We start from the raw sequence: 18,515 nt of genomic DNA, 5'->3' as shown, positions 1-18,515 counted from the left end.
TTCTTTTAACTTACATGTCACCCCTGCTACCTCCAACCCTCTATTCGTCGGCGGCGTCAGATGTGGAAAAGAGCCTGCGCCCATTCCCCCCGCCACGATTGCGGCACGAGGCCAGCCTCTGTCATCATCGCGAATCATTCTTAATCACTCTTTTCAGATCATTTCAATGAGGTCAGCGTGTCGGCCGGTGATCCCGCGAACCCGCATCTGGTAGGGCTGCTTTACCGAGACCATCGTGATTGGCTGTTCAGCTGGCTACGCAAGACGGTGCAATGCCCTCAGCGCGCCGAAGACGTCAGCCAGGACACCTTCGTGCGTCTGCTCGCCCGGGCCGATCTGCAACCTCCCCGCGAGCCCCGCGCCCTGCTGGCTACCATCGCCCGTGGCCTGCTGGTGGATCAGTTCCGCCGCCATGACCTGGAACGCGCCTACCTGGACGAACTGGCCCATGCGCCCCAGGAGCTGCACCCGAGCCCAGAGGAACAGGCACTGATCCTCGAAAGCCTCCGGGAAATCGACCGTCTACTGGGTCAGTTGTCCAGCAAGGCGCGGGCGGCTTTCCTCTACAACCGCCTGGACGGCCTCGGCCACGCCGAGATCGCCGAGCGCCTGGGGGTTTCCCCCTCGCGGGTGCGCCAGTACCTGGCCCAAGGCATGCGCCAGTGCTACATCGCCCTCTATGGAGAGCCGACATGAGCCGGGTATCCGCACGCGCCCTGGACGAGGCCATCGCCTGGCAGTTGTGCCTGGATTCCGGCGAGGCCACCGAGCTAGAGCGGCACGAGTTCCGCCGCTGGCTCGGCGAACGACCGGAGCACGCGCAGGTCTGGCAGCAATTGGCGGGGATCGACCAGCAACTGGCAGCGGCCGCCCCCATCCCGGCCCGCCGGGCCTTGTTGCGCAGCGGCGGCGTGCGGCGACGCAGCCCACATCGAATCGCCGGAAACACCCTGGCCTTGCTGCTGGCAGTGGGCCTGGGTCTTGGCCTGCTCGCCCAGCAGCGTCCCCTCGGGGACTACCTGGCCGATGAACTGACCGCCCGTGGCGAGCACCGTGAGCTGCGCCTGGCAGACAGCAGCATCGTGCAACTCAACAGCCGTACCGCCCTGGACATCGACTTCGACGGAGCGCAACGCCGGCTCTACCTGCACAGCGGCGAAATCCTGGTGAAGACGGGTCACGACGACCCACGCCCGTTCATCGTCGAAACCGAGCAGGGCCGCCTGCAGCCCCTGGGTACCCGCTTCCTGGTGCGCCGCGAGGGCGAGTCGACCCGGTTGATCGTGCTCGAATCGGCTGTGGCCGCAGCGCCCCGTAGTGCCTCGGGCGAGCGGGTGATCCAGGCCGGTGAACAGGTGCGCATCGACCGGGAACACCTGGGCCGGAGCGAACCCGCACCGGTGGGCGCGGAGGCCTGGAGCCACGGCATGCTGGTGGCCGACGACATGCCATTGGCACAGCTGATCGACAGCCTGGGTGAGTACCGCAGCGGCTACCTGGGCCTGGACCCGGCCCTGGCCGACTTGCGCATCAGTGGTGTCTTCCCGTTGAACGACAGCGACAAGGCGCTCGCCGCCTTGCCTCCCAGCCTGCCAGTGAGCATCGAGCGCTACAGCGACTGGTGGGTGCGCGTGGTGCCCGCGAATGACTGACACGCCATGACTGTCCCGCAGGGTGGCAATCGCTCAAACGATTCCCACCACGCGGCGGTGCCTTGGCGTTCGAGGCTGTGAGCGAGCCAGAAAAGCGCTCTCCACCCCACAAAGCAACGAGTCCAGGGACGGGACCGGAAAATTTTCTCAATCCCCCTGTCACTTTTCGATTCTGGTTCGGCAAGAAGGCATTGAGACGATTTCTCACTTAGGAGATGTTCGCAATGCACCCTGCAACTGCCCCGTTCCGCCACACCTTGCTGGCACTGGCCATCACCCTCGGCGGCCTGTCCACCCAGGCCCTGGCCGAGGCCTACCAACTGCCCTCCGCGTCGCTGGCCAGCACCCTGAACCGCATCGCCGCGAATGCCGGCATCGTCCTCAGCGTCGATCCGGCCCTGACCGCTGGCAAGACCGCCCCGGCCGTGCAGGGCGAACTGAGCCCGCTGCAGGCACTGTCCCAGGCGTTGCAGGGCAGCGGTCTGCGCCTGGTGCAGAACGGCGCCGACAGCTACAGCCTGGCACCCGTCGCCGATGAGGCGATGAACCTGCCGGACGTGAACATCGACGGCAGCCGCAGCTATGAAACCGCCTGGGGCCCGACCACTGGCATGGTCGCCAGCCGCACCGCCGCCGGCACCAAGACCGACACCGCAATCAACGAAGTTCCCCGCTCGATCTCGGTGATCACTCGCGAGCAGCTGGATTCGCGCCCGACGCTCAACCTCAACGACTCCCTGCGCTACACCGCGGGCGTGATGAGCAGCGGCTACGGTTCCGACTCCCGCTCCGACTGGTTGAAGGTGCGCGGCTTCGTGCCGACCCAGTTCCTCGACGGCCTGCCGCTGCCGGTGGGCTCCTTCGCCAATCCGAAGATCGAACCCTGGAACCTGGAGCGCATCGCCGTGCTTCGCGGCCCGGCGTCCTCGGTCTACGGCCAGACCCCGCCCGGTGGCCTGCTGGACATGGTCAGTCGCCGCCCGCAGGAAGAACAGGCCAACGAGCTGGAACTGCAGGCCGGCAGCAACGAACACAAGCAGATCAACTTCGACAGCACCGGCAAGATCGACGACGAGGGCCAGTTTCTCTACCGCGTCAGCGGCACCGTGCGCGACAGCAACTCGCCCATCGACCACATCCCGGACAAGCGCTACAACCTCGCGCCGAGCCTGACCTGGAACATCAACGACGACACCCGCCTGACCTTCCTCTCGCAGTACACGCGCGACGACACCGGCATTACCGGCCAGTTCCTGCCACTGCAGGGCACCAAGATCGACTCTCCTTTCGGTGACATCTCCCACCACAAGAACCTGGGCGAGCCGGACTGGGACTTCTACGACCGCACTTACTACGCCCTTGGCTACGCGTTCGAGCACCGTTTCAACGACGTCTGGCAGTTCCGCCAGAACCTGCGCTACACCAAGAGCGACCTGGAGTTCCAGGCGGTGAACGTGGCCACCTTCAACAGCATCGATGCCGACGGTAACGTCAACCGCGAGTCCGGCATCGTCGACGAAGACATCAGCCAATTCGCCGTGGACAACAACTTCCAGGCCGACTTCAGCACGGGTGAGCTGGACCACACCCTGCTGCTGGGCCTCGACCATCAGCGCGCCAACACCAACTACCGCTGGCTGTACGGCATGGGTGTACCGCCGATCAACGTCAACAACCCGATCTATGGTGCGGACCTGTCCGGCGTGAGCTACTTCACCATGCAGGACTTCAACCAGAAAACCCGCCAGACCGGCCTCTACATCCAGGACCAGATCGCCCTGGACAACTGGCGCCTGACCCTCGGCGGCCGCGAAGACTGGGTGCACACCGGCACCACCTTCTACAACAAGAACGACGCCACCAATACCCAGCGCGATGTGGCCTTCAGCGGCAACGTGGGCCTGAGCTACCTGTTCGACAACGGCATCACCCCGTACATCTCCTACGCCGAGTCCTTCCAGCCCGCGATGGGTGCGAACGTCGACAGCACGCTGTCGTTCGAACCCACCGAGGGCAAACAGTACGAGGTGGGCATCAAGTACCAGCCGCCCGGCACCGACGCCATGCTGACCGCCGCCGTCTACGACCTGACCCAGACCAACGTCAGCGTTACCGAAGGCAGCGTGACCCGCCAGATCGGCGAGCTGGAAGTACGCGGCCTGGAACTGGAAGCCACCGCCGACGTCACCGAGAACCTCAAGCTGGTGGCCTCCTACAGCTACACCGACAGCGAAATCCAGAAAGGTGCCGACAAAGGCAACCGCATGGCCCAGGTGCCGCGCAACCAGGCCACCGCCTGGGCCGACTACACCTGGCACAGCGGCATCCTCGACGGTTTTGGCATCGCCGGCGGCGTGCGCTACGTGGGGGACAGCTACGGCAACACCGCAAACACCTGGCTCGGCCATACCGGTTCCTACACCGTGTACGACGCCTCGGCCCACTACGACCTGGGCCGCCTGAACAGCTCACTGCGCGGCCTTTCGGTAGCGGTGGACGCGAAGAACGTATTCAACAAGGAATACCTGTCCACCTGCGACGGCTACTGGTGCTACTACGGCGACGAACGCACCGTGGTCGGCAGCGTGAACTACAAGTTCTGACGAAGCACGGCCGCCCCGCGGGGCGGCCCTTGAATCGGGAATCGCCATGCAAAGCCGCACCATCCGGCGCTGGTCCCAGGTGCATACCTGGACCAGCCTGATCTGCACCCTCTTCCTGCTGATGCTGGCCCTTACCGGGCTCCCGCTGATCTTCCACCACGAGCTGGAGCACCTGCTGGGTGAAGCGCCCGAGCTGCGCGAAATGGCTCCTGGCACCCCGCACCTGGGTCTGCAGCAACTGGTGGATGCCGCCCAGCGCCACCGCCCTGGCGAGGTAGTGCAGTACCTGGGTTATGAGAAAGACGAGCCGAATGGCGTGGTCGCCATCACTGCCGCCACTGCCGGTACCGAGCCGAACGCCTCACACACCTTCATGCTCGATGCCCGCACTGGCGAGCCCGTGGCCATGCCAGCCGCCAACGGCGGCGTGCTGATGTTCATCCTGCGCCTGCACGTGGACATGTTCGCCGGGCTGCCGGGCAAGCTGCTGCTGGCGTTCATGGGCCTGCTGTTCGTAGTCGCCATCATCTCCGGCGTGGTGCTTTACTCGCCCTTCATGCGACGCCTCAAGTTCGCCGAAGTGCGTCACCAGCGCTCCACACGAACTCGCTGGCTGGACCTGCACAACCTCATCGGCATCGTCACCCTGACCTGGGCGTTGGTGGTGGGTGTCACCGGTGTCATCAGCGCCTGCGCCGACCTGTTGATCAGTGCCTGGCGACAGGACACGCTGACCGCCCTGGTAGAGCCTTACCGCAACGCACCTCCGCTGACTGAGCGTGCCCCCGTGGACAACGTGCTGACGATTGCCGCCGACGCACTGCCCGGCATGCAGGCGGATTTCATCGCCTTCCCCGGCACCCGTTTCTCAAGCGAGCACCACTACACGGTGTTCATGGTCGGCAGCACTCACCTGACTGCTCACCTGTGGACGCCAGTGCTGATCGACGCACGCACCCTGGCCGTCACAGCCGTCGCCCAACGCCCCTGGTACATGGATGCCCTTGCGATGTCGCAGCCGCTGCATTTCGGCGACTACGGCGGCCGCCCGATGCAACTGCTCTGGGCCGTGCTCGATGTGCTCACCATCATCGTGCTCGGCAGCGGGCTCTATCTCTGGTGGGTTCGCCAGCGACGCAGTACTGGACAGCGCTCATCCGAGGAAGCGACAGCATGAACTGGCGCCAAACTACCTTCGCCCTGCCCTCGATCATCGGCCTGCTTTGCGCCCTTGGCCTGTTCAGTGCCTTGCTCGGTGACGGCGGATGGGACGCCATCGCCTGGTTAGGCCTGGGCGCGCCAGCCGTGCTGGGCATCTGGCCGCTGCTGCGGCGCCCAATCCGCCGCAAGCGCTGAGCTGATTCGAGAAGTGCTAAAAGGCCCGCCCGGCATTGCCGGGCGGAATCCGCCAACACCAAGAGCCTAGAGCGGCTCGAACCGGCCGTCGGGCTACCTGCTGACGCCACTCTGCGCGAACGGCAGGAGGGCATCGTCCACCGATGACACTTAGGCGTCGCCGTCGGCAAGCGTCGCGCCAAGCTGCGCCAGTTGCTCTCGCAGCCAGCGCAGGCCGGGTGCCAGTTCCTGCTGGCGGTGCCAGATCAGGCTCACCTGCACGGAGGGTGTCGCCACCGGAAGCGGCGCAATCTCCAGCGCGTAGATGGCCGCGAAGTGCTCCGCCAGCCGGCGCGGCACGGTGCCCAGCAGGTCGGACCGCGCCACGATGGGCGGGATCGCCAGGTAGTGGGGAACCTGAAGCCCCGCCCGGCGCTTGATCTTCGCCGAGCCCAGGACGATCTCCAGCGGCGAGCCACGGCCGGCTCGCGGCAATATCAGCACATGCTGGCTGCCCAGGTAGCGCTCGCGAGTGAGCCCTCCCGCGAAAGCCGGGTGCCCGGCCCGGCCGATCACCACCAGATTCTCCTCCATCAAGGGCTGGTAGCAGAGATCGGGGTTGTCGAAGTAGAGGTAGTCGATGGCCAGGTCCAGCTCGCCGGTCGCCAGCCGTGTCACCAGGCTTTGCGCCTCGTCGTCCTGTACCTCCAGCACCACCCGCGGCGCTTCGTGCCTCAGCTGCTCCAGCAACGCGGGCAGCAGCATGGCCTGGGCGTAGTCGTTCATCGACAATCGAAAGCAGTGCTCGGCCTCCGGGTCGAACACTTCCTGGGCACCCAGCCCGAGCTGCAGCAGGTTAAGCGCCTGGCGCACTGGGGCGTAAAGCACCTGCGCGTGAGCGGTGGGTGACATGCCCCGAGCGGTACGCTTGAACAACGGCTCTCCCAGCTGGCTACGCAGCCGCGCCAGGGCATTGCTCACCGCGGGTTGACTCATGTGCAGACGCGTGGCGGCACGCGACAGGTTCTGCTCCTGCATCAGGGCGTCGAACACCAGCAGCAGGTTCAGGTCGATTCGGCGCAAATTCAGGCTCATGAATAATGCTCATTTCGACTATCCATTATCGGAATAAAGCATTCACCACTATGCTCCCCGGTATGTCAACAAGACTGCTGGAGCAGCCATGAACCACGACACCCAGGCCTTTCGCGACCGCTATCGGGCGGGCATCCATCCCCTCTACAACGTCTGGCTGCATGGTGGCTTCGTGCTGCTTTACGGCGCGGCCTGCCTGCGTTTTTTCATTGGCAGCCTGGAGCACGTGGCGCCTTGGGAGTGGCTGGTGGTGCCGGCGGCCCTGGTGTTCTTCAGCTGGGGGGAGTACTCCATCCACAAGAACCTGGGCCATCACAAAACGCGCCTTGGCGCGATGTTCTACAAGCGCCACACGGGCGATCACCATAGCTTCTTCGTCGCCGGGCGCATGACCTGGGAATCGGCTCGGGACTGGCGGGTGATCCTCTTCCCCGCCTGGCTAATCGTCTTCTACAGCATCGGCCTGTTCGCGGCCTGGTGGCTGCTGTCCTTCATCAACAGCAACGTCGCTGCCCTCTTTTCGGCGACATTGCTGGCCGGATACCTGAGCTACGAGGTCTTCCACGCCTGCGAGCACCTGCCCGCCAACCACCCCATCTCGCGCCTGCCATGGATCCGCCACATGCGCCGGCTGCATGAACTGCACCACCGCCGCGATCTGATGCAGACCCACAACTTCAACCTGGTATTCCCGCTCATGGACTGGCTCAAGGGCAGCCTGTACTGGGAACCACTGGAACAGGAGAGCGCCATGACCCGAATGCAGCACGAAGTGGAAATCGCCCACGCCCCGGAATACGTCCTGGCCTACGCCAGCACCGCCACCCGCTGGCCGGAGTGGCACCCCTCCTCCCTGCACGTGGACGGGCCGGCCGGGCCGCTGCCGGCGGGCAGCCATTTCGAAGAAGACATCCACGCCGGCGGGCGCGCGGGGCATCTGAGCTGGGATGTGACCGAGTACAACCCCGGCCGGCTCTGGCGTGCCACCGCCAAAGGCACCCATGGACTGGAACTGGTGCTGACCTATGAATGCGAAAGCACCGGCAGCGGGACACGGTTCGTCCGCACCCTGGAGTACGGTTTCGCCGGGCTGGCCATGCAGATCGCGAACTGGCTGGTGATGCGCGGCAAGATCGACCGGGAATCGGCCGAATCCATGAAGCAGCTGAAGGAGATGGCCGAACGTGCCATCGAGGCGTCCCCGGCCCGCCAGCACGACCTGGTCTAAGTCGGAAACGCAGAAACGAAAACGCCGCTCGAATGAGCGGCGTTTTCGTTTAACTGGAGCGGGAAACGAGACTCGAACTCGCGACCCCGACCTTGGCAAGGTCGTGCTCTACCAACTGAGCTATTCCCGCGTACAACAGAAAGTGGCGTCCCCTAGGGGACTCGAACCCCTGTTACCGCCGTGAAAGGGCGGTGTCCTAGGCCACTAGACGAAGGGGACTGAAATTGGAGCGGGAAACGAGACTCGAACTCGCGACCCCGACCTTGGCAAGGTCGTGCTCTACCAACTGAGCTATTCCCGCATGCAACCTTTACAGCCTGCACCGTTTGGTGCGTCCCTCAACCCTTACGGGTTTGGGTAAGCAAGGCCGTGGCCCTGCTTCTTGAATCTGGAGCGGGAAACGAGACTCGAACTCGCGACCCCGACCTTGGCAAGGTCGTGCTCTACCAACTGAGCTATTCCCGCATACAACTTTGAAAGTGGCGTCCCCTAGGGGACTCGAACCCCTGTTACCGCCGTGAAAGGGCGGTGTCCTAGGCCACTAGACGAAGGGGACGCGGCCCGGAGCTTACAACAGCTTTGACGCTTACTTCCGGCTTCGCTGCGTTGCCGTGGGCATCGCGTCGAAGTGGCGCGCATTCTAGGGAGGCTTTGAACACCCGTCAACCCTCTATCAAAAACTTTTTAAAATCAAAGACTTCTGCTCAAAATTTGATCCGCCTCTATGAGCGCTGGAGTCAAGCCTCTACACTCAGCCGCACCCCAATAAGCACGCCGGAGCCCCGAAGATGTCGCCACTCGTGATCACCCTGTTGATCGTTGTCGGTATCGTCATCCTTATCGCCATTGGCTACGTGAATCACCTGGTGGAGAACAGCAAGCTGGAGAAGGCCCGTCTCAAGGCCGACCTCACCGACCGTATCCGCCGCTGCGCCGACCTTTCCGAAACCCTCCCCGGCCAGATGGTCTCCCCTGATCTCAAGCTGCTGCTGACTCGCCTGCAGTTGCAGCTCAGCGAACGCCTGCTTCAAGTGGACAAGGGCGACAACGCTCTCAAGACACGTGTCGAGCAGCTTCGCGCGCTGGCCGGACAGGGCGAATCCATCCCGGTGAACAATCCGCCGCAAAAGATCCTCACCGAAGCCAAGGCCAAGGAAATCCGCTTCCAATTGGAAGGCCTCCACGGCCAGATCACCCGTGCCGCCCAGGATGGCCAACTGCCCGCCAATGATGCAAAGCACTGGGTCAAGGTAATCCGCGACATGCTCGTGCAGTTGCACGTGGAGTTCTTCACCAACCTCGGGCTCCAGGCCCTGCAGGAAAACCAGCCACGCCAGGCTCGCCTGGCCTTTGAGCGTGGCGTCCAGTACCTGCAGAAGCAACCTGACCCCGCCCGCCACCAGGATCGTCTGCAACAGATGAAGGCCCAGCTCGCCCGGGCCAATGCCCTTGTGCTGGAGAACGCCCAGCCCAGTGCCGACGAACCAAGCGAACTGACTGAAGGTCTGAAGTCACTGGATGACGACGACATCTGGAAGAAGAAGAACATCTACGACTGATCTGCTCAGACGAGGACCTCCCGATGAGCCTGACCCTCTATGGCGCCCCGCTCTCTCCTTTCGTGCGCAAGGTGCGTCTCTACCTGCTTGAAAAGGGCCTGGACTATCAGCTGGAGATCGTTTCGCCCTTCAGCCAGCCGGCCTGGTTTCGCGAACTGAGCCCCCTGGGCCGCATCCCGGCCCTGCGTGACGGCGACATGTCCCTCGCCGACTCGAGCGTGATCTGCCAGTACCTGGAAGAAAAACATCCCGAACTCACCCCGCTCTATGGCCGTGACGCCCAGGAAGGCGCGCGGGTGCGCTGGCTGGAGAAGTACTCCGACTATGAATTAGCGCCCCTGGCTACCTTCGGCGTGTTCCGCAACCGCACCCTGAAGCCATCCATGGGCCAGGCTTGTGACGAAGCCACGGTCCAGGCCGCACTGGTCGACAGGCTGCCGCCACACTTCGACTACCTGGAGAAGACCTTGGGCAACGCGGCGTACTTCGTCGGTGAGCGCCTCTCCATGGCCGACCTCGCCTTCGCCACCCAGATGATCAACATGGAACACGGCGGCGAGCGACTGGATGCCGAACGCTGGCCGCGCTTGGCCGCGCACTACGAACGCATCGCCGCACGGGAGTCAGTGCAGGCAGTATTGCCGGGAGAACAGAAGATCCTGGCCAAGCTGGCAGGCAGGGCCTGAAAACCCCGAATCCAGTGAACACGAAAAAGCCCGGACACGTCCGGGCTTTTTCATTGCGGTGCGGTCAGCAATCGGTCAGACGCAGAAAGATCGCCGCGAGCTGCTCGATTCCGGCCTGGTCCTCTTCCTTGAAACGCGCCAGTTTTGGGCTGTCCAGGTCGAGCACACCAATCAGGCGACCATCCTTGACCAGAGGCACCACCAGCTCACTGTTGGAGGCGCTGTCGCAGGCGATATGGCCGGGGAATGCGTGCACATCCTCCACCCGCTGGGTTTCCAGGGTGCGCGCTGCGGCACCACACACGCCCCTGCCGAAGGGGATACGCACGCAGGCCACCTTGCCCTGGAACGGACCGAGGACCAGCTCTTCATTGCGGTTGAGATAAAAACCCGCCCAGTTCAGGTCCGGCAACTCATTGAAGAGGAACGCGGAGAACTGCGCGCTGTTGGCGATGAAATCGCGCTCGTCAGCCAGCAGGGATTCCAGTTGGGCGGCCAACATGGAATAGCCGGAAAGGCCGGCGCCGGCCTGTTGCAGATCGATCATTTGGAAGACTCCAGCAAAGCGAGCCCGACCCAATGACGGGCGAACTGGTAGGCGCAGCGGCCGTTGCGATTGCCACGCCCCAAGGCCCAGCGAATCGCCAGCTTTTCCAATTCCTCGGACCATTCCCAGTTCAACGCGGCCGGCTCGGCCAGGACGCCGACCCAGTGGCGTACCACAGCGAGGAAATGATCCTGGGTGAAGGGATAGAAGGACAACCAAAGGCCGAATCGGTCGGACAGGGCGATCTTGTCCTCCACAGCTTCGTTGGGGTGCAGCTCACCGTCGACCATCTGCCAGTGCTCGTTGTCGCTCTGCTTCTCGGGCACCAGATGACGGCGATTGGAGGTGGCGTAGAGCAGCACGTTGTCTGGAGCGCGTTCCAGGGAACCGTCCAACACGCTCTTCAGCACGCGATAGTCGCCCTCACCCGCCTCGAAGGACAGGTCGTCGCAAAACAGCACGAAGCGCTGCGGCAGGTTGGCCAGTTGCTCCACCACGCGCGGCAGGTCGGCCAGGTGGTCGCGCTCGATCTCGATCAGGCGCAGCCCCGCACCAGCGTGCTCAGCCATCAGCGCGCGAACCAGTGAGGACTTGCCAGTACCACGGGCGCCCCAGAGCAGCGCATGGTTGGCCGGCAGGCCATCGACGAACTGACGGGTGTTGCCGGCCAGTTGTTCACGCTGCTTGTCGACGCCGATCAGATCCGCCAGGGACAGGTCCAGGCTCACGTCCAGAGGCTGCAGGTAGCCGCTGCGGCCATCGCGATGCCAGCGCGCCGCCAGGCTTTTCTGCCAATCGATGACCGGACGAGGCGCCGGCAACAGGGGTTCGAGGCGGGCCAGCACCGCATCGGCGCGCTCGAGAAACTCAAACAGACGGGAATCCACGTTCAACTCCTTGCTCAGCCGCAGTCACCAGGCGCTGTCGGCAGACCGGATAGGCTATGCTTGGCAAGCCCTCGGAACAAGGCCAATTCCCGCGCCCCCATGGATATTCCGCTGACACAACGGCTGTCGTTCAAGCAGGCCAGCCTGACGGTGCTGGTGGCCTTTCTACTCGGCACCGTACTCAGCGCCATCCAGGTCGCCAGCGACTATCTCAACGAGAACGAGACCATCGACCGGGAGATCAAGGCCCTTCTCGAAATCTCCCACAGCCCCGCCGCGCGTATCGCCTACAACATCGACGCCGAACTGGCCCAGGAACTCGTACTCGGCCTGTTGCGCTCGCCTGCGGTGATCCGCGCCGAAATCATCGACAACAACGGAGCCGTGCTGTCCAGCGTCAGCCGGCCGCGTGCAGAGAGCGATTTCCGCATCTTCAGCGATTACCTGTTCGGTGAACGGCGCGAGTTCGAAGACCCGCTCTATATCGTCCACGCTCCCAATGAGACCCTTGGCGTACTGCGCCTGGAGGTGGACACCTTCGCCTTCGGCAACCACTTTCTGCGTCGCGCCATGATCACCCTGCTCAGCGGCTTCGTGCGCAGTCTGTTGCTCTCCCTGATCCTCCTGGTGCTCTTCTACAGCATGCTGACCAAGCCGCTGGTTGAACTGATCCGCGGCCTCAGCGAGCGCGACCCACGTGCCTCGCCGGATGCCAAACTGCCCTGCCCGCCCGGCCATGAGCAGGACGAGATCGGCGTGCTGGTGGAAGTCATCAACCGCCAACTGGCCAGCCTGGCCACCGAGATGCAGCAACGCCGGGAAGCGGACCAGCGGCTGAACCAGTATCTGGCCGAACTGGAGAACATCGTTTCAGCGCGCACCGCCGAGCTGAAGGCCGCCAATAGCCGCCTCAGCCGCTACAACCAGGAACTGGAGGTGGCGCGCGGCACCGCCCTGGAGATGGCAAAGGCCAGGGCCGCGTTCCTCGCCAACATGAGCCACGAAATCCGCACCCCGCTCAACGGCCTGCTGGGCATGCTCGACCTCGCGCTCGATGGCCCCCTGAACAACGAGCAACAGCGCCAGCTGCAGATCGCCCATGACTCTGGCAGCGTGCTCGTGGAATTGCTCAACGACATCCTCGACCTGTCCAAGTTCGAGGCAGGCCAACTGGAGCTGGAACAGATCCCCTTCGACCTGGGCACCCTGCTGGAAGACACGGCCAACCTGCTCTCGCAAAATGCCGCCCCCGGTGTCGAACTGACCTGTCTGATCGACCCGCGATTGCCATCGCTGGTGGTGGGCGACCCGACGCGAGTGCGCCAAGTGATCAGCAACCTGCTGTCCAACGCGCTCAAATTCACCCGCTCGGGCCGCGTCGACCTGCGCGCCGCGCCAAGCCCCGGCGGTGTGCTGATCACCGTTCGCGACACCGGCATCGGGATCTCCGCCGAAGCCTTGCCCAAGCTGTTCCAACCCTTCTCCCAGGGCAGTGCAGGCATCACCCGGCAATTCGGCGGCACCGGCCTCGGCCTGGCGCTCACCCGCCACCTCTGCGAAGCGATGCAAGGTGAGCTGGACGTCAAGTCCCAGGAAGGCCTCGGCAGCCTGTTCAGCGCCGAGCTACCGCTGGTGGAGCACAGCCCGCCGGAGCCGCGCGCGCAATTGAAAGGCAAGGCCATTGCACTGTGCGGCGCCAAGAGCGGCCTGGCCGAAATGCTGGGCATCTGGCTCCCGCTCTGGGGCCTGGAATTCGAGCGACGCGACCACGACGCCGACCTCAGTGACGCTCGAGCCGATGTGCTGATCAGCGACAACCCGGATTGCCTGGAGAATGTGCGCCGTGCTGCCCAGGTGCCCATCCTGCTGGTGACTGGTTATGGCAGTTTTCTGCCTCCGCCGCGTGCAGCGACCCTGACGCCGCTGCATCAATTGGCCCGCCCACTTTCTCGTGCAGCCCTCCATCAGGCGCTGCAACGGGTGCTGCTGAAACTCCCCGAAGCCGCACCCGTTCCCGCGCCGGAAAGGACAGAGCCGCAGCAGCGACATGCGCGAGTGCTGCTCGTCGAAGACAACGCGGTGAACCAGTTGGTAGCCAAAGGCATGCTGACCAAGCTGGGCTGCGAGGTGCTGCTGGCGGGCCACGGCGCCGAGGCGCTGAGCCGACTGGAGCAAACGGCCGTTGACCTGGTGCTGATGGACTGCAACATGCCAGTGATGGACGGTTACGAAGCCACCCGACGCATACGCCAGAGCGGGCGCTGGCCAGACCTGCCGATCATTGCCCTGACGGCCAATGCCCTACCGGACGAGCGCGAACGCTGCCGCGCCGCCGGCATGGACGACTACCTGGCCAAACCCTTCCGCCGCGAAGAGCTGGTGGCCCTGCTCGACACCTGGCTGCCGGCTACTCAGGCAACCCCATGAGCTGACCCAACAGCTCGCCAAGGCGCGCACGCAGTTCGGCCATTTCGTTGAGATCCAGACCACTGGCGCAGATCAGCTCATTGCGCAGCGGCACCACCTTGCTACGCAGGGCGGCACCTTCTTCCGTCAGCGCCAGGTGAACTTCGCGTTCGTCATGGGCGGCACGCTGGCGGCGCACCAGGCCGAGCTGCTCCAGACGTTTCAGTAAAGGCGTGAGCGTGCCGGAATCCAACAACAGACGCTCGCCCAGGGCCTTGACCGTGGGCTGTTCTGGCGGCCGCGCGTGCCACTCCCAGAGCACCAGCATGGCCAAATACTGCGGGTAGGTCAGGCCAAGCGGCTCCAGCAGCGGTCGATAGCCGCGGATCACCGCACGAGACGCTGCGTAGAGCTTGAAGCAGAGCTGATTGTCCAGCAGCAGCTCAGGTTCGATCATAGGGGTGGTCATTTCAGCAAGGCTTCGATCTCGGCGCTGATTTCTTCCGGCTTGGTGGTGGGCGCGAAGCGTTTGATCTGCCGGCCGTCCTGGCTGATCAGGAATTTGGTGAAGTTCCACTTGATGCCCTGGCTACCCAGCAGGCCTGGAGCGCGCTGCTTGAGCTGTACGTAGAGCGGGTGGGCGCCGGCACCGTTCACATCGATCTTCTTGAACAGCGGGAAGCTGACGCCGAAGTTCAGTTCGCAGAACTCGCTGATCGCGCCCTCGTCACCCGGCTCCTGCTTGCCGAACTGGTTGCAGGGGAAGCCCAGCACGACCAGCCCCTTGTCCTTGTATTGCTGCCAGAGGCTCTCCAGCCCTTTGTACTGCGGGGTGAAGCCGCACTTGCTGGCGGTGTTGACCACCAGCAGAGCCTTGCCGCCGAAGTCCGAAAGGGTCTTCTGCTCGCCTTTGATGGTGGTCACGGGGATATCGAGAATCTTGTCGCTCATGGTCAGGGCCTGTGTAGGGAAGAGAACCGTTAAAAAATAGCTCTCAATTAAATTGCGCGCAATTTAATTTACCTATAAAAAGGGCCCACCTTTCGGCGAGCCCTCTCGAATAGCCCGGTTCAGCGCGGTTCGAGCTTCAGCGATAGCGAGTTGATGCAATAGCGCAGGCCAGTGGGGCGCGGCCCATCGGGGAAGACATGCCCCAGGTGGGAATCGCAGCGGGCGCAGCGCACTTCGATACGGTGCATGCCGTGGCTGAAGTCCTCACGCTCGGCAATGACGCCCTCGCTCACCGGCTGGAAGTAGCTTGGCCAGCCGCTGCCGGAGTCGTACTTGGCGTCGGAGTCGAACAGTGCTTCCCCACAGCAGGAACAGTGGTAGATGCCCGGCGTCTTGGTGGCGTAGTACTCGCCGGTGAAGGCGCGCTCCGTGCCACCCAGGCGGCAGACGTGGAACTGGGCGTCGGAAAGCTCCTCGCGCCAGGTTTCAAGGGGTTTCTCAAGCTTGTCCATGGCAGTCCTCGAAAGGGGTAAAAAAGCCCGGTCCCGACCTTTTCGGGCCATCGGGCCGCACGTATCATGCGCGATTCATCAGACGCCAGTCTGGCAGCGGCGTTACAGGCTGCCAAGGCGCATCGATCCCCGTCGCCCCGGCGCGACTTTTTTCACCTCGGGACAGTAACGCATCATGCAGGTCAGCAAATCGAACAAGCTCGCCAACGTCTGCTACGACATCCGCGGACCGGTGCTCAAGCACGCCAAACGCCTGGAAGAGGAAGGCCACCGCATCCTCAAGCTGAACATCGGCAACCCGGCGCCGTTCGGTTTCGAAGCCCCGGAGGAAATCCTCCAGGACGTGATCCGCAACCTGCCCACCGCCCAGGGCTACAGCGACTCCAAGGGCCTGTTCAGTGCTCGCAAGGCGGTGATGCAGTACTACCAGCAGAAGCAGGTGGAAGGCGTCGGCATTGAAGACATCTACCTCGGTAACGGTGTGTCCGAGCTGATCGTGATGTGCATGCAGGCGCTGTTGAACAATGGCGACGAAGTCCTGATCCCGGCACCGGACTACCCGCTCTGGACCGCCTCGGTGAGCCTGGCCGGCGGCAAGCCGGTGCACTACCTGTGCGACGAGCAAGCCAATTGGTGGCCAGACCTGGAAGACATCAAGGCCAAGATCACCCAGAACACCAAGGCCATGGTGATCATCAACCCGAACAACCCCACGGGCGCCGTGTACTCCAAGGAAGTCCTGGAAGGCATGGTGGAGCTGGCACGCCAGCACAACCTGGTGATCTTCTCCGACGAGATCTACGACAAGATCCTCTACGACGAGGCCGTGCACATCTCCACCGCGTCGCTTGCGCCGGACGTGCTCTGCCTGACCTTCAACGGTCTCTCCAAGTCCTACCGCGTGGCCGGTTTCCGCTCCGGCTGGGTGGCCATTTCCGGCCCCAAACAGAAGGCCCAGAGCTATATCGAAGGCATCGACATCCTGGCCAACATGCGCCTGTGCGCCAACGTACCGAGCCAGCATGCGATCCAGACCGCACTCGGCGGCTACCAGAGCATCAACGACCTGGTGTTGCCTAACGGCCGCCTGCTGGAGCAGCGCAACCGTGCCTGGGAACTGCTCAACGACATCCCCGGCGTCAGCTGCGTGAAACCCATGGGTGCGCTCTACGCCTTCCCGAAGATCGATCCGAAGGTCTGCCCGATCCACAACGACGAAAAATTCGTCCTCGACCTTCTGCTCTCCGAAAAACTGCTGATCGTCCAGGGCACCGCCTTCAACTGGCCATGGCCGGACCACTTCCGCGTAGTGACGCTGCCCCGCGTCGACGACCTTGAGCAGGCCATCGGCCGCATCGGCAACTTCCTCAAGTCGTATCGCCAATAAACGCCCATGGATCTGCAGATCGACGACTTCTACAAGGACTGCGCCAGCGGCCTGCTGCAGCTGTATCAGGTCTTCCCGCGGCGCGTGGCGCTGTATGTGGAGGATCTGATCGGTCCGTCGGAACCGGATGAGTTCGGCCTGCCCAGCAAGCGCCACGAAAGCTGCCTGGGCGCACTCCTCTGGCTCGCGGACGAGGGCTACCTGCGCTTCGACAGCACCATCCACTTCGAGGCGCTGGACCAGGCAGTCCTGACCGAAAAAGGCTTTCTTCGGCTGTCCCGCGCGGTACCCGCCGAGCTGGCCAACCCGGAATCCCTGCCTCCCAGCATCCTGCGGGTCCAGGCCAGCCTGGCGCAGCAATTGCGCGGCGCCCTTCGCAACGCCGATAGCGAACGCCTCGTATGCCTGACTCGGCTAATCTTCGAAAGCAGAGCCGACGCCTCAGGCGACATAGTTTGAAATAGTCCCTGGTTGAATACGCCAGGGCCGCCCCTTATATACCCCGCATACCAAAACGCTTTCCGCCGTGAGGAGACTGTTCCAATCATGATGCGCATTCTGTTGTTCCTGGCCACAAACCTTGCAGTCCTGGTGATTGCCAGCATCACGCTGAAGCTGCTCGGGGTAGACCGCTTTACCGGCCAGAACTACGGCAGCCTGCTGGTCTACTGCGCCGTGTTCGGCTTTGCTGGCTCCCTGATTTCGCTGTTCATCTCCAAGTGGATGGCGAAGATGAGCACCGGCACCGAAATCATCACCCAGCCGCGTACCCGCCACGAGCAGTGGCTGCTGCAGACCGTCGAGCAACTGTCCCGCGAAGCGGGCATCAAGATGCCTGAGGTCGGCATTTTCCCGGCTTACGAGGCCAACGCCTTTGCGACCGGCTGGAACAAGAACGACGCACTGGTAGCCGTAAGCCAGGGCCTGCTGGAACGCTTCTCCCCTGACGAAGTGAAGGCCGTACTGGCCCACGAGATCGGCCACGTGGCCAATGGCGACATGGTCACCCTCGCGCTGGTCCAGGGCGTGGTGAACACCTTCGTGATGTTCTTCGCGCGCATCTTCGGCAACTTCGTCGACAAGGTGATCCTGAAGAACGAAGAAGGCCCGGGTATCGGCTACTTCGTCGCGACGATCTTCGCCGAACTGGTCCTGGGCATCCTCGCCAGCATCATCGTCATGTGGTTCTCGCGCCGCCGCGAATTCCGCGCTGACGAAGCCGGCGCCAACCTGGCCGGCACCAATGCGATGATCGGCGCCCTGCAGCGCCTGCGCGCCGAGCAAGGTGTGCCGGTGCAAATGCCCGACAGCCTGACCGCCTTCGGCATCAATGGCGGCCTGAAGCATGGCCTTGCCGGCCTGCTGATGAGCCACCCGCCGCTGGAAGACCGCATCGAAGCCCTGCGCCGCCGCGGCTGAAACGAATCACACTGACTTGGGCGGCCAACTGGCCGCCCTTTTTTTGCGCATTTGTAGCCGGCGATGCAGGGCCTTGATGGGTTTCGCTTCGCTCTACGCCATCCTACGGACCTCAACGCCAGACACATCCGCCCTGCTGCGGACTCCACGCTGACTCGGACACCCATTCCACGCACATCCGGACAGTGATTCCACGCTGATCCGGACACTCATTCCACGAGCATCCGGACACCGATTCCACGGCCATC

At 63.5% G+C, this 18,515-nt stretch carries 18 protein-coding genes and 5 tRNA genes; 12 read left to right on the top strand and 11 right to left on the bottom strand.

Annotated features, from left to right (window positions below):
* The first annotated feature begins 177 nt into the window (after positions 1-177).
* From FFS60_RS26955 to FFS60_RS26935, 5 genes are all read left to right on the top strand, one after another.
* Complete coding sequence (locus tag FFS60_RS26955) at positions 178-696, top strand: RNA polymerase sigma factor (RefSeq protein WP_137823719.1); 519 nt, start codon at positions 178-180, stop codon at positions 694-696.
* Complete coding sequence (locus tag FFS60_RS26950) at positions 693-1,652, top strand: FecR domain-containing protein (RefSeq protein ID WP_137823718.1); 960 nt, start codon at positions 693-695, stop codon at positions 1,650-1,652. The genes FFS60_RS26955 and FFS60_RS26950 overlap by 4 nt, the downstream gene beginning before the upstream one ends.
* 224 nt (positions 1,653-1,876) lie before the next feature.
* Positions 1,877-4,255, top strand: coding sequence for a TonB-dependent siderophore receptor (locus tag FFS60_RS26945; RefSeq protein ID WP_028627288.1), 2,379 nt, complete (start codon positions 1,877-1,879; stop codon positions 4,253-4,255).
* A 46-nt stretch (positions 4,256-4,301) separates the two neighbouring features.
* On the top strand, positions 4,302-5,432 hold the full coding sequence (locus tag FFS60_RS26940) for a PepSY domain-containing protein (RefSeq protein WP_028627287.1): 1,131 nt from the start codon (positions 4,302-4,304) through the stop codon (positions 5,430-5,432).
* On the top strand, positions 5,429-5,611 hold the full coding sequence (locus FFS60_RS26935) for a hypothetical protein (protein ID WP_137823717.1): 183 nt from the start codon (positions 5,429-5,431) through the stop codon (positions 5,609-5,611). Before FFS60_RS26940 ends, FFS60_RS26935 begins: the two co-directional genes overlap by 4 nt.
* Positions 5,612-5,761: 150 nt before the next feature.
* Here FFS60_RS26935 and FFS60_RS26930 read toward each other — a convergent pair whose 3' ends face one another.
* A complete protein-coding gene (locus FFS60_RS26930) occupies positions 5,762-6,685 on the bottom strand; it encodes a LysR family transcriptional regulator (RefSeq protein WP_137823716.1) in 924 nt (307 codons plus the stop codon).
* Between the two features lie 88 nt (positions 6,686-6,773).
* Here FFS60_RS26930 and FFS60_RS26925 point away from each other — a divergent pair, with 88 nt between their 5' ends.
* Positions 6,774-7,913, top strand: coding sequence for an SRPBCC family protein (locus tag FFS60_RS26925; RefSeq protein ID WP_137823715.1), 1,140 nt, complete (start codon positions 6,774-6,776; stop codon positions 7,911-7,913).
* Between the two features lie 54 nt (positions 7,914-7,967).
* Here FFS60_RS26925 and FFS60_RS26920 read toward each other — a convergent pair.
* The 5 genes from FFS60_RS26920 to FFS60_RS26900 all read right to left on the bottom strand — a co-directional run bounded on the left by FFS60_RS26920 (position 7,968) and on the right by FFS60_RS26900 (position 8,469).
* Positions 7,968-8,043, bottom strand: a tRNA-Gly gene (locus tag FFS60_RS26920).
* A 13-nt stretch (positions 8,044-8,056) separates the two neighbouring features.
* Positions 8,057-8,132: transfer RNA gene (locus FFS60_RS26915), tRNA-Glu, on the bottom strand.
* 6 nt (positions 8,133-8,138) lie between these two features.
* Positions 8,139-8,214: transfer RNA gene (locus tag FFS60_RS26910), tRNA-Gly, on the bottom strand.
* Between the two features lie 88 nt (positions 8,215-8,302).
* Positions 8,303-8,378: transfer RNA gene (locus FFS60_RS26905), tRNA-Gly, on the bottom strand.
* 15 nt (positions 8,379-8,393) lie between these two features.
* A tRNA-Glu gene (locus FFS60_RS26900) sits at positions 8,394-8,469 on the bottom strand.
* 232 nt (positions 8,470-8,701) lie between these two features.
* Here FFS60_RS26900 and FFS60_RS26895 point away from each other — a divergent pair.
* Together FFS60_RS26895 and FFS60_RS26890 are read left to right on the top strand one after the other, a co-directional pair.
* Positions 8,702-9,472: a hypothetical protein gene (locus tag FFS60_RS26895; RefSeq protein WP_137823714.1), complete on the top strand. Its 771-nt coding sequence runs from the start codon at positions 8,702-8,704 to the stop codon at positions 9,470-9,472.
* A gap of 23 nt (positions 9,473-9,495) precedes the next feature.
* Positions 9,496-10,158, top strand: a complete 663-nt coding sequence (locus FFS60_RS26890; RefSeq protein WP_137823713.1) for a glutathione S-transferase family protein — start codon at positions 9,496-9,498, stop codon at positions 10,156-10,158.
* Between the two features lie 64 nt (positions 10,159-10,222).
* On the opposite strand, the gene FFS60_RS26885 is transcribed toward FFS60_RS26890, so the two are convergent.
* Together FFS60_RS26885 and FFS60_RS26880 are read right to left on the bottom strand one after the other, a co-directional pair.
* Positions 10,223-10,705 (bottom strand): GAF domain-containing protein, encoded by a 483-nt coding sequence (locus tag FFS60_RS26885; RefSeq protein ID WP_137823712.1) that lies wholly within the window; start codon positions 10,703-10,705, stop codon positions 10,223-10,225.
* The gene (locus tag FFS60_RS26880; RefSeq protein WP_137823711.1) at positions 10,702-11,592 is read right to left on the bottom strand and encodes an ATP-binding protein; all 891 of its coding nucleotides are present in this window, start codon (positions 11,590-11,592) and stop codon (positions 10,702-10,704) included. The genes FFS60_RS26885 and FFS60_RS26880 overlap by 4 nt, the downstream gene beginning before the upstream one ends.
* 99 nt (positions 11,593-11,691) lie before the next feature.
* On the opposite strand from FFS60_RS26880, the gene FFS60_RS26875 reads away from it, so the two are divergent.
* Positions 11,692-14,019 carry a response regulator gene (locus FFS60_RS26875; RefSeq protein WP_137823710.1) on the top strand — a complete coding sequence of 776 codons (2,328 nt, stop codon included), beginning with the start codon at positions 11,692-11,694 and terminating at the stop codon, positions 14,017-14,019.
* On the opposite strand, the gene FFS60_RS26870 is transcribed toward FFS60_RS26875, so the two are convergent.
* The 3 genes from FFS60_RS26870 to msrB all read right to left on the bottom strand — a co-directional run bounded on the left by FFS60_RS26870 (position 14,000) and on the right by msrB (position 15,461).
* Positions 14,000-14,467: a MarR family winged helix-turn-helix transcriptional regulator gene (locus FFS60_RS26870; protein WP_028627278.1), complete on the bottom strand. Its 468-nt coding sequence runs from the start codon at positions 14,465-14,467 to the stop codon at positions 14,000-14,002. The two genes, FFS60_RS26875 and FFS60_RS26870, sit on opposite strands and share 20 nt — an antisense overlap.
* Positions 14,464-14,949 carry a glutathione peroxidase gene (locus FFS60_RS26865; RefSeq protein WP_028627277.1) on the bottom strand — a complete coding sequence of 162 codons (486 nt, stop codon included), beginning with the start codon at positions 14,947-14,949 and terminating at the stop codon, positions 14,464-14,466. Before FFS60_RS26865 ends, FFS60_RS26870 begins: the two co-directional genes overlap by 4 nt.
* Positions 14,950-15,068: 119 nt before the next feature.
* Positions 15,069-15,461, bottom strand: a complete 393-nt coding sequence (gene msrB / locus FFS60_RS26860) for a peptide-methionine (R)-S-oxide reductase MsrB (protein WP_028627276.1) — start codon at positions 15,459-15,461, stop codon at positions 15,069-15,071.
* A 175-nt stretch (positions 15,462-15,636) separates the two neighbouring features.
* Here msrB and FFS60_RS26855 point away from each other — a divergent pair, with 175 nt between their 5' ends.
* From FFS60_RS26855 to htpX, 3 genes are all read left to right on the top strand, one after another.
* The gene (locus FFS60_RS26855) at positions 15,637-16,848 is read left to right on the top strand and encodes a pyridoxal phosphate-dependent aminotransferase (RefSeq protein ID WP_137823709.1); all 1,212 of its coding nucleotides are present in this window, start codon (positions 15,637-15,639) and stop codon (positions 16,846-16,848) included.
* 6 nt (positions 16,849-16,854) lie between these two features.
* Positions 16,855-17,307 carry a hypothetical protein gene (locus tag FFS60_RS26850; RefSeq protein ID WP_028627274.1) on the top strand — a complete coding sequence of 151 codons (453 nt, stop codon included), beginning with the start codon at positions 16,855-16,857 and terminating at the stop codon, positions 17,305-17,307.
* 87 nt (positions 17,308-17,394) lie between these two features.
* Positions 17,395-18,267, top strand: coding sequence for a protease HtpX (gene htpX / locus FFS60_RS26845; RefSeq protein WP_028627273.1), 873 nt, complete (start codon positions 17,395-17,397; stop codon positions 18,265-18,267).
* Positions 18,268-18,515 lie beyond the last annotated feature (248 nt).

Source organism: Pseudomonas sp. D(2018) (assembly GCF_005502555.1).
GTDB lineage: Bacteria > Pseudomonadota > Gammaproteobacteria > Pseudomonadales > Pseudomonadaceae > Metapseudomonas > Metapseudomonas resinovorans.
This window is presented reverse-complemented; position numbering and strand designations above follow the sequence as displayed.

What these genes read in the sequence shown, in the direction of transcription:
- FFS60_RS26950 (WP_137823718.1), top strand. Translation starts at nt 693, where the DNA reads ATGAGCCGGGTATCCGCACGCGCCCTGGACGAGGCCATCGCCTGGCAG.
- FFS60_RS26855 (WP_137823709.1), top strand. Translation starts at nt 15,637, where the DNA reads ATGCAGGTCAGCAAATCGAACAAGCTCGCCAACGTCTGCTACGACATC.
- FFS60_RS26875 (WP_137823710.1), top strand. Translation starts at nt 11,692, where the DNA reads ATGGATATTCCGCTGACACAACGGCTGTCGTTCAAGCAGGCCAGCCTG.
- htpX (WP_028627273.1), top strand. Translation starts at nt 17,395, where the DNA reads ATGATGCGCATTCTGTTGTTCCTGGCCACAAACCTTGCAGTCCTGGTG.
- FFS60_RS26930 (WP_137823716.1), bottom strand. Translation starts at nt 6,685, where the DNA reads ATGAGCCTGAATTTGCGCCGAATCGACCTGAACCTGCTGCTGGTGTTC.
- msrB (WP_028627276.1), bottom strand. Translation starts at nt 15,461, where the DNA reads ATGGACAAGCTTGAGAAACCCCTTGAAACCTGGCGCGAGGAGCTTTCC.
- FFS60_RS26870 (WP_028627278.1), bottom strand. Translation starts at nt 14,467, where the DNA reads ATGACCACCCCTATGATCGAACCTGAGCTGCTGCTGGACAATCAGCTC.
- FFS60_RS26885 (WP_137823712.1), bottom strand. Translation starts at nt 10,705, where the DNA reads ATGATCGATCTGCAACAGGCCGGCGCCGGCCTTTCCGGCTATTCCATG.
- FFS60_RS26925 (WP_137823715.1), top strand. Translation starts at nt 6,774, where the DNA reads ATGAACCACGACACCCAGGCCTTTCGCGACCGCTATCGGGCGGGCATC.
- FFS60_RS26945 (WP_028627288.1), top strand. Translation starts at nt 1,877, where the DNA reads ATGCACCCTGCAACTGCCCCGTTCCGCCACACCTTGCTGGCACTGGCC.
- FFS60_RS26895 (WP_137823714.1), top strand. Translation starts at nt 8,702, where the DNA reads ATGTCGCCACTCGTGATCACCCTGTTGATCGTTGTCGGTATCGTCATC.
- FFS60_RS26940 (WP_028627287.1), top strand. Translation starts at nt 4,302, where the DNA reads ATGCAAAGCCGCACCATCCGGCGCTGGTCCCAGGTGCATACCTGGACC.
- FFS60_RS26890 (WP_137823713.1), top strand. Translation starts at nt 9,496, where the DNA reads ATGAGCCTGACCCTCTATGGCGCCCCGCTCTCTCCTTTCGTGCGCAAG.
- FFS60_RS26935 (WP_137823717.1), top strand. Translation starts at nt 5,429, where the DNA reads ATGAACTGGCGCCAAACTACCTTCGCCCTGCCCTCGATCATCGGCCTG.
- FFS60_RS26865 (WP_028627277.1), bottom strand. Translation starts at nt 14,949, where the DNA reads ATGAGCGACAAGATTCTCGATATCCCCGTGACCACCATCAAAGGCGAG.
- FFS60_RS26850 (WP_028627274.1), top strand. Translation starts at nt 16,855, where the DNA reads ATGGATCTGCAGATCGACGACTTCTACAAGGACTGCGCCAGCGGCCTG.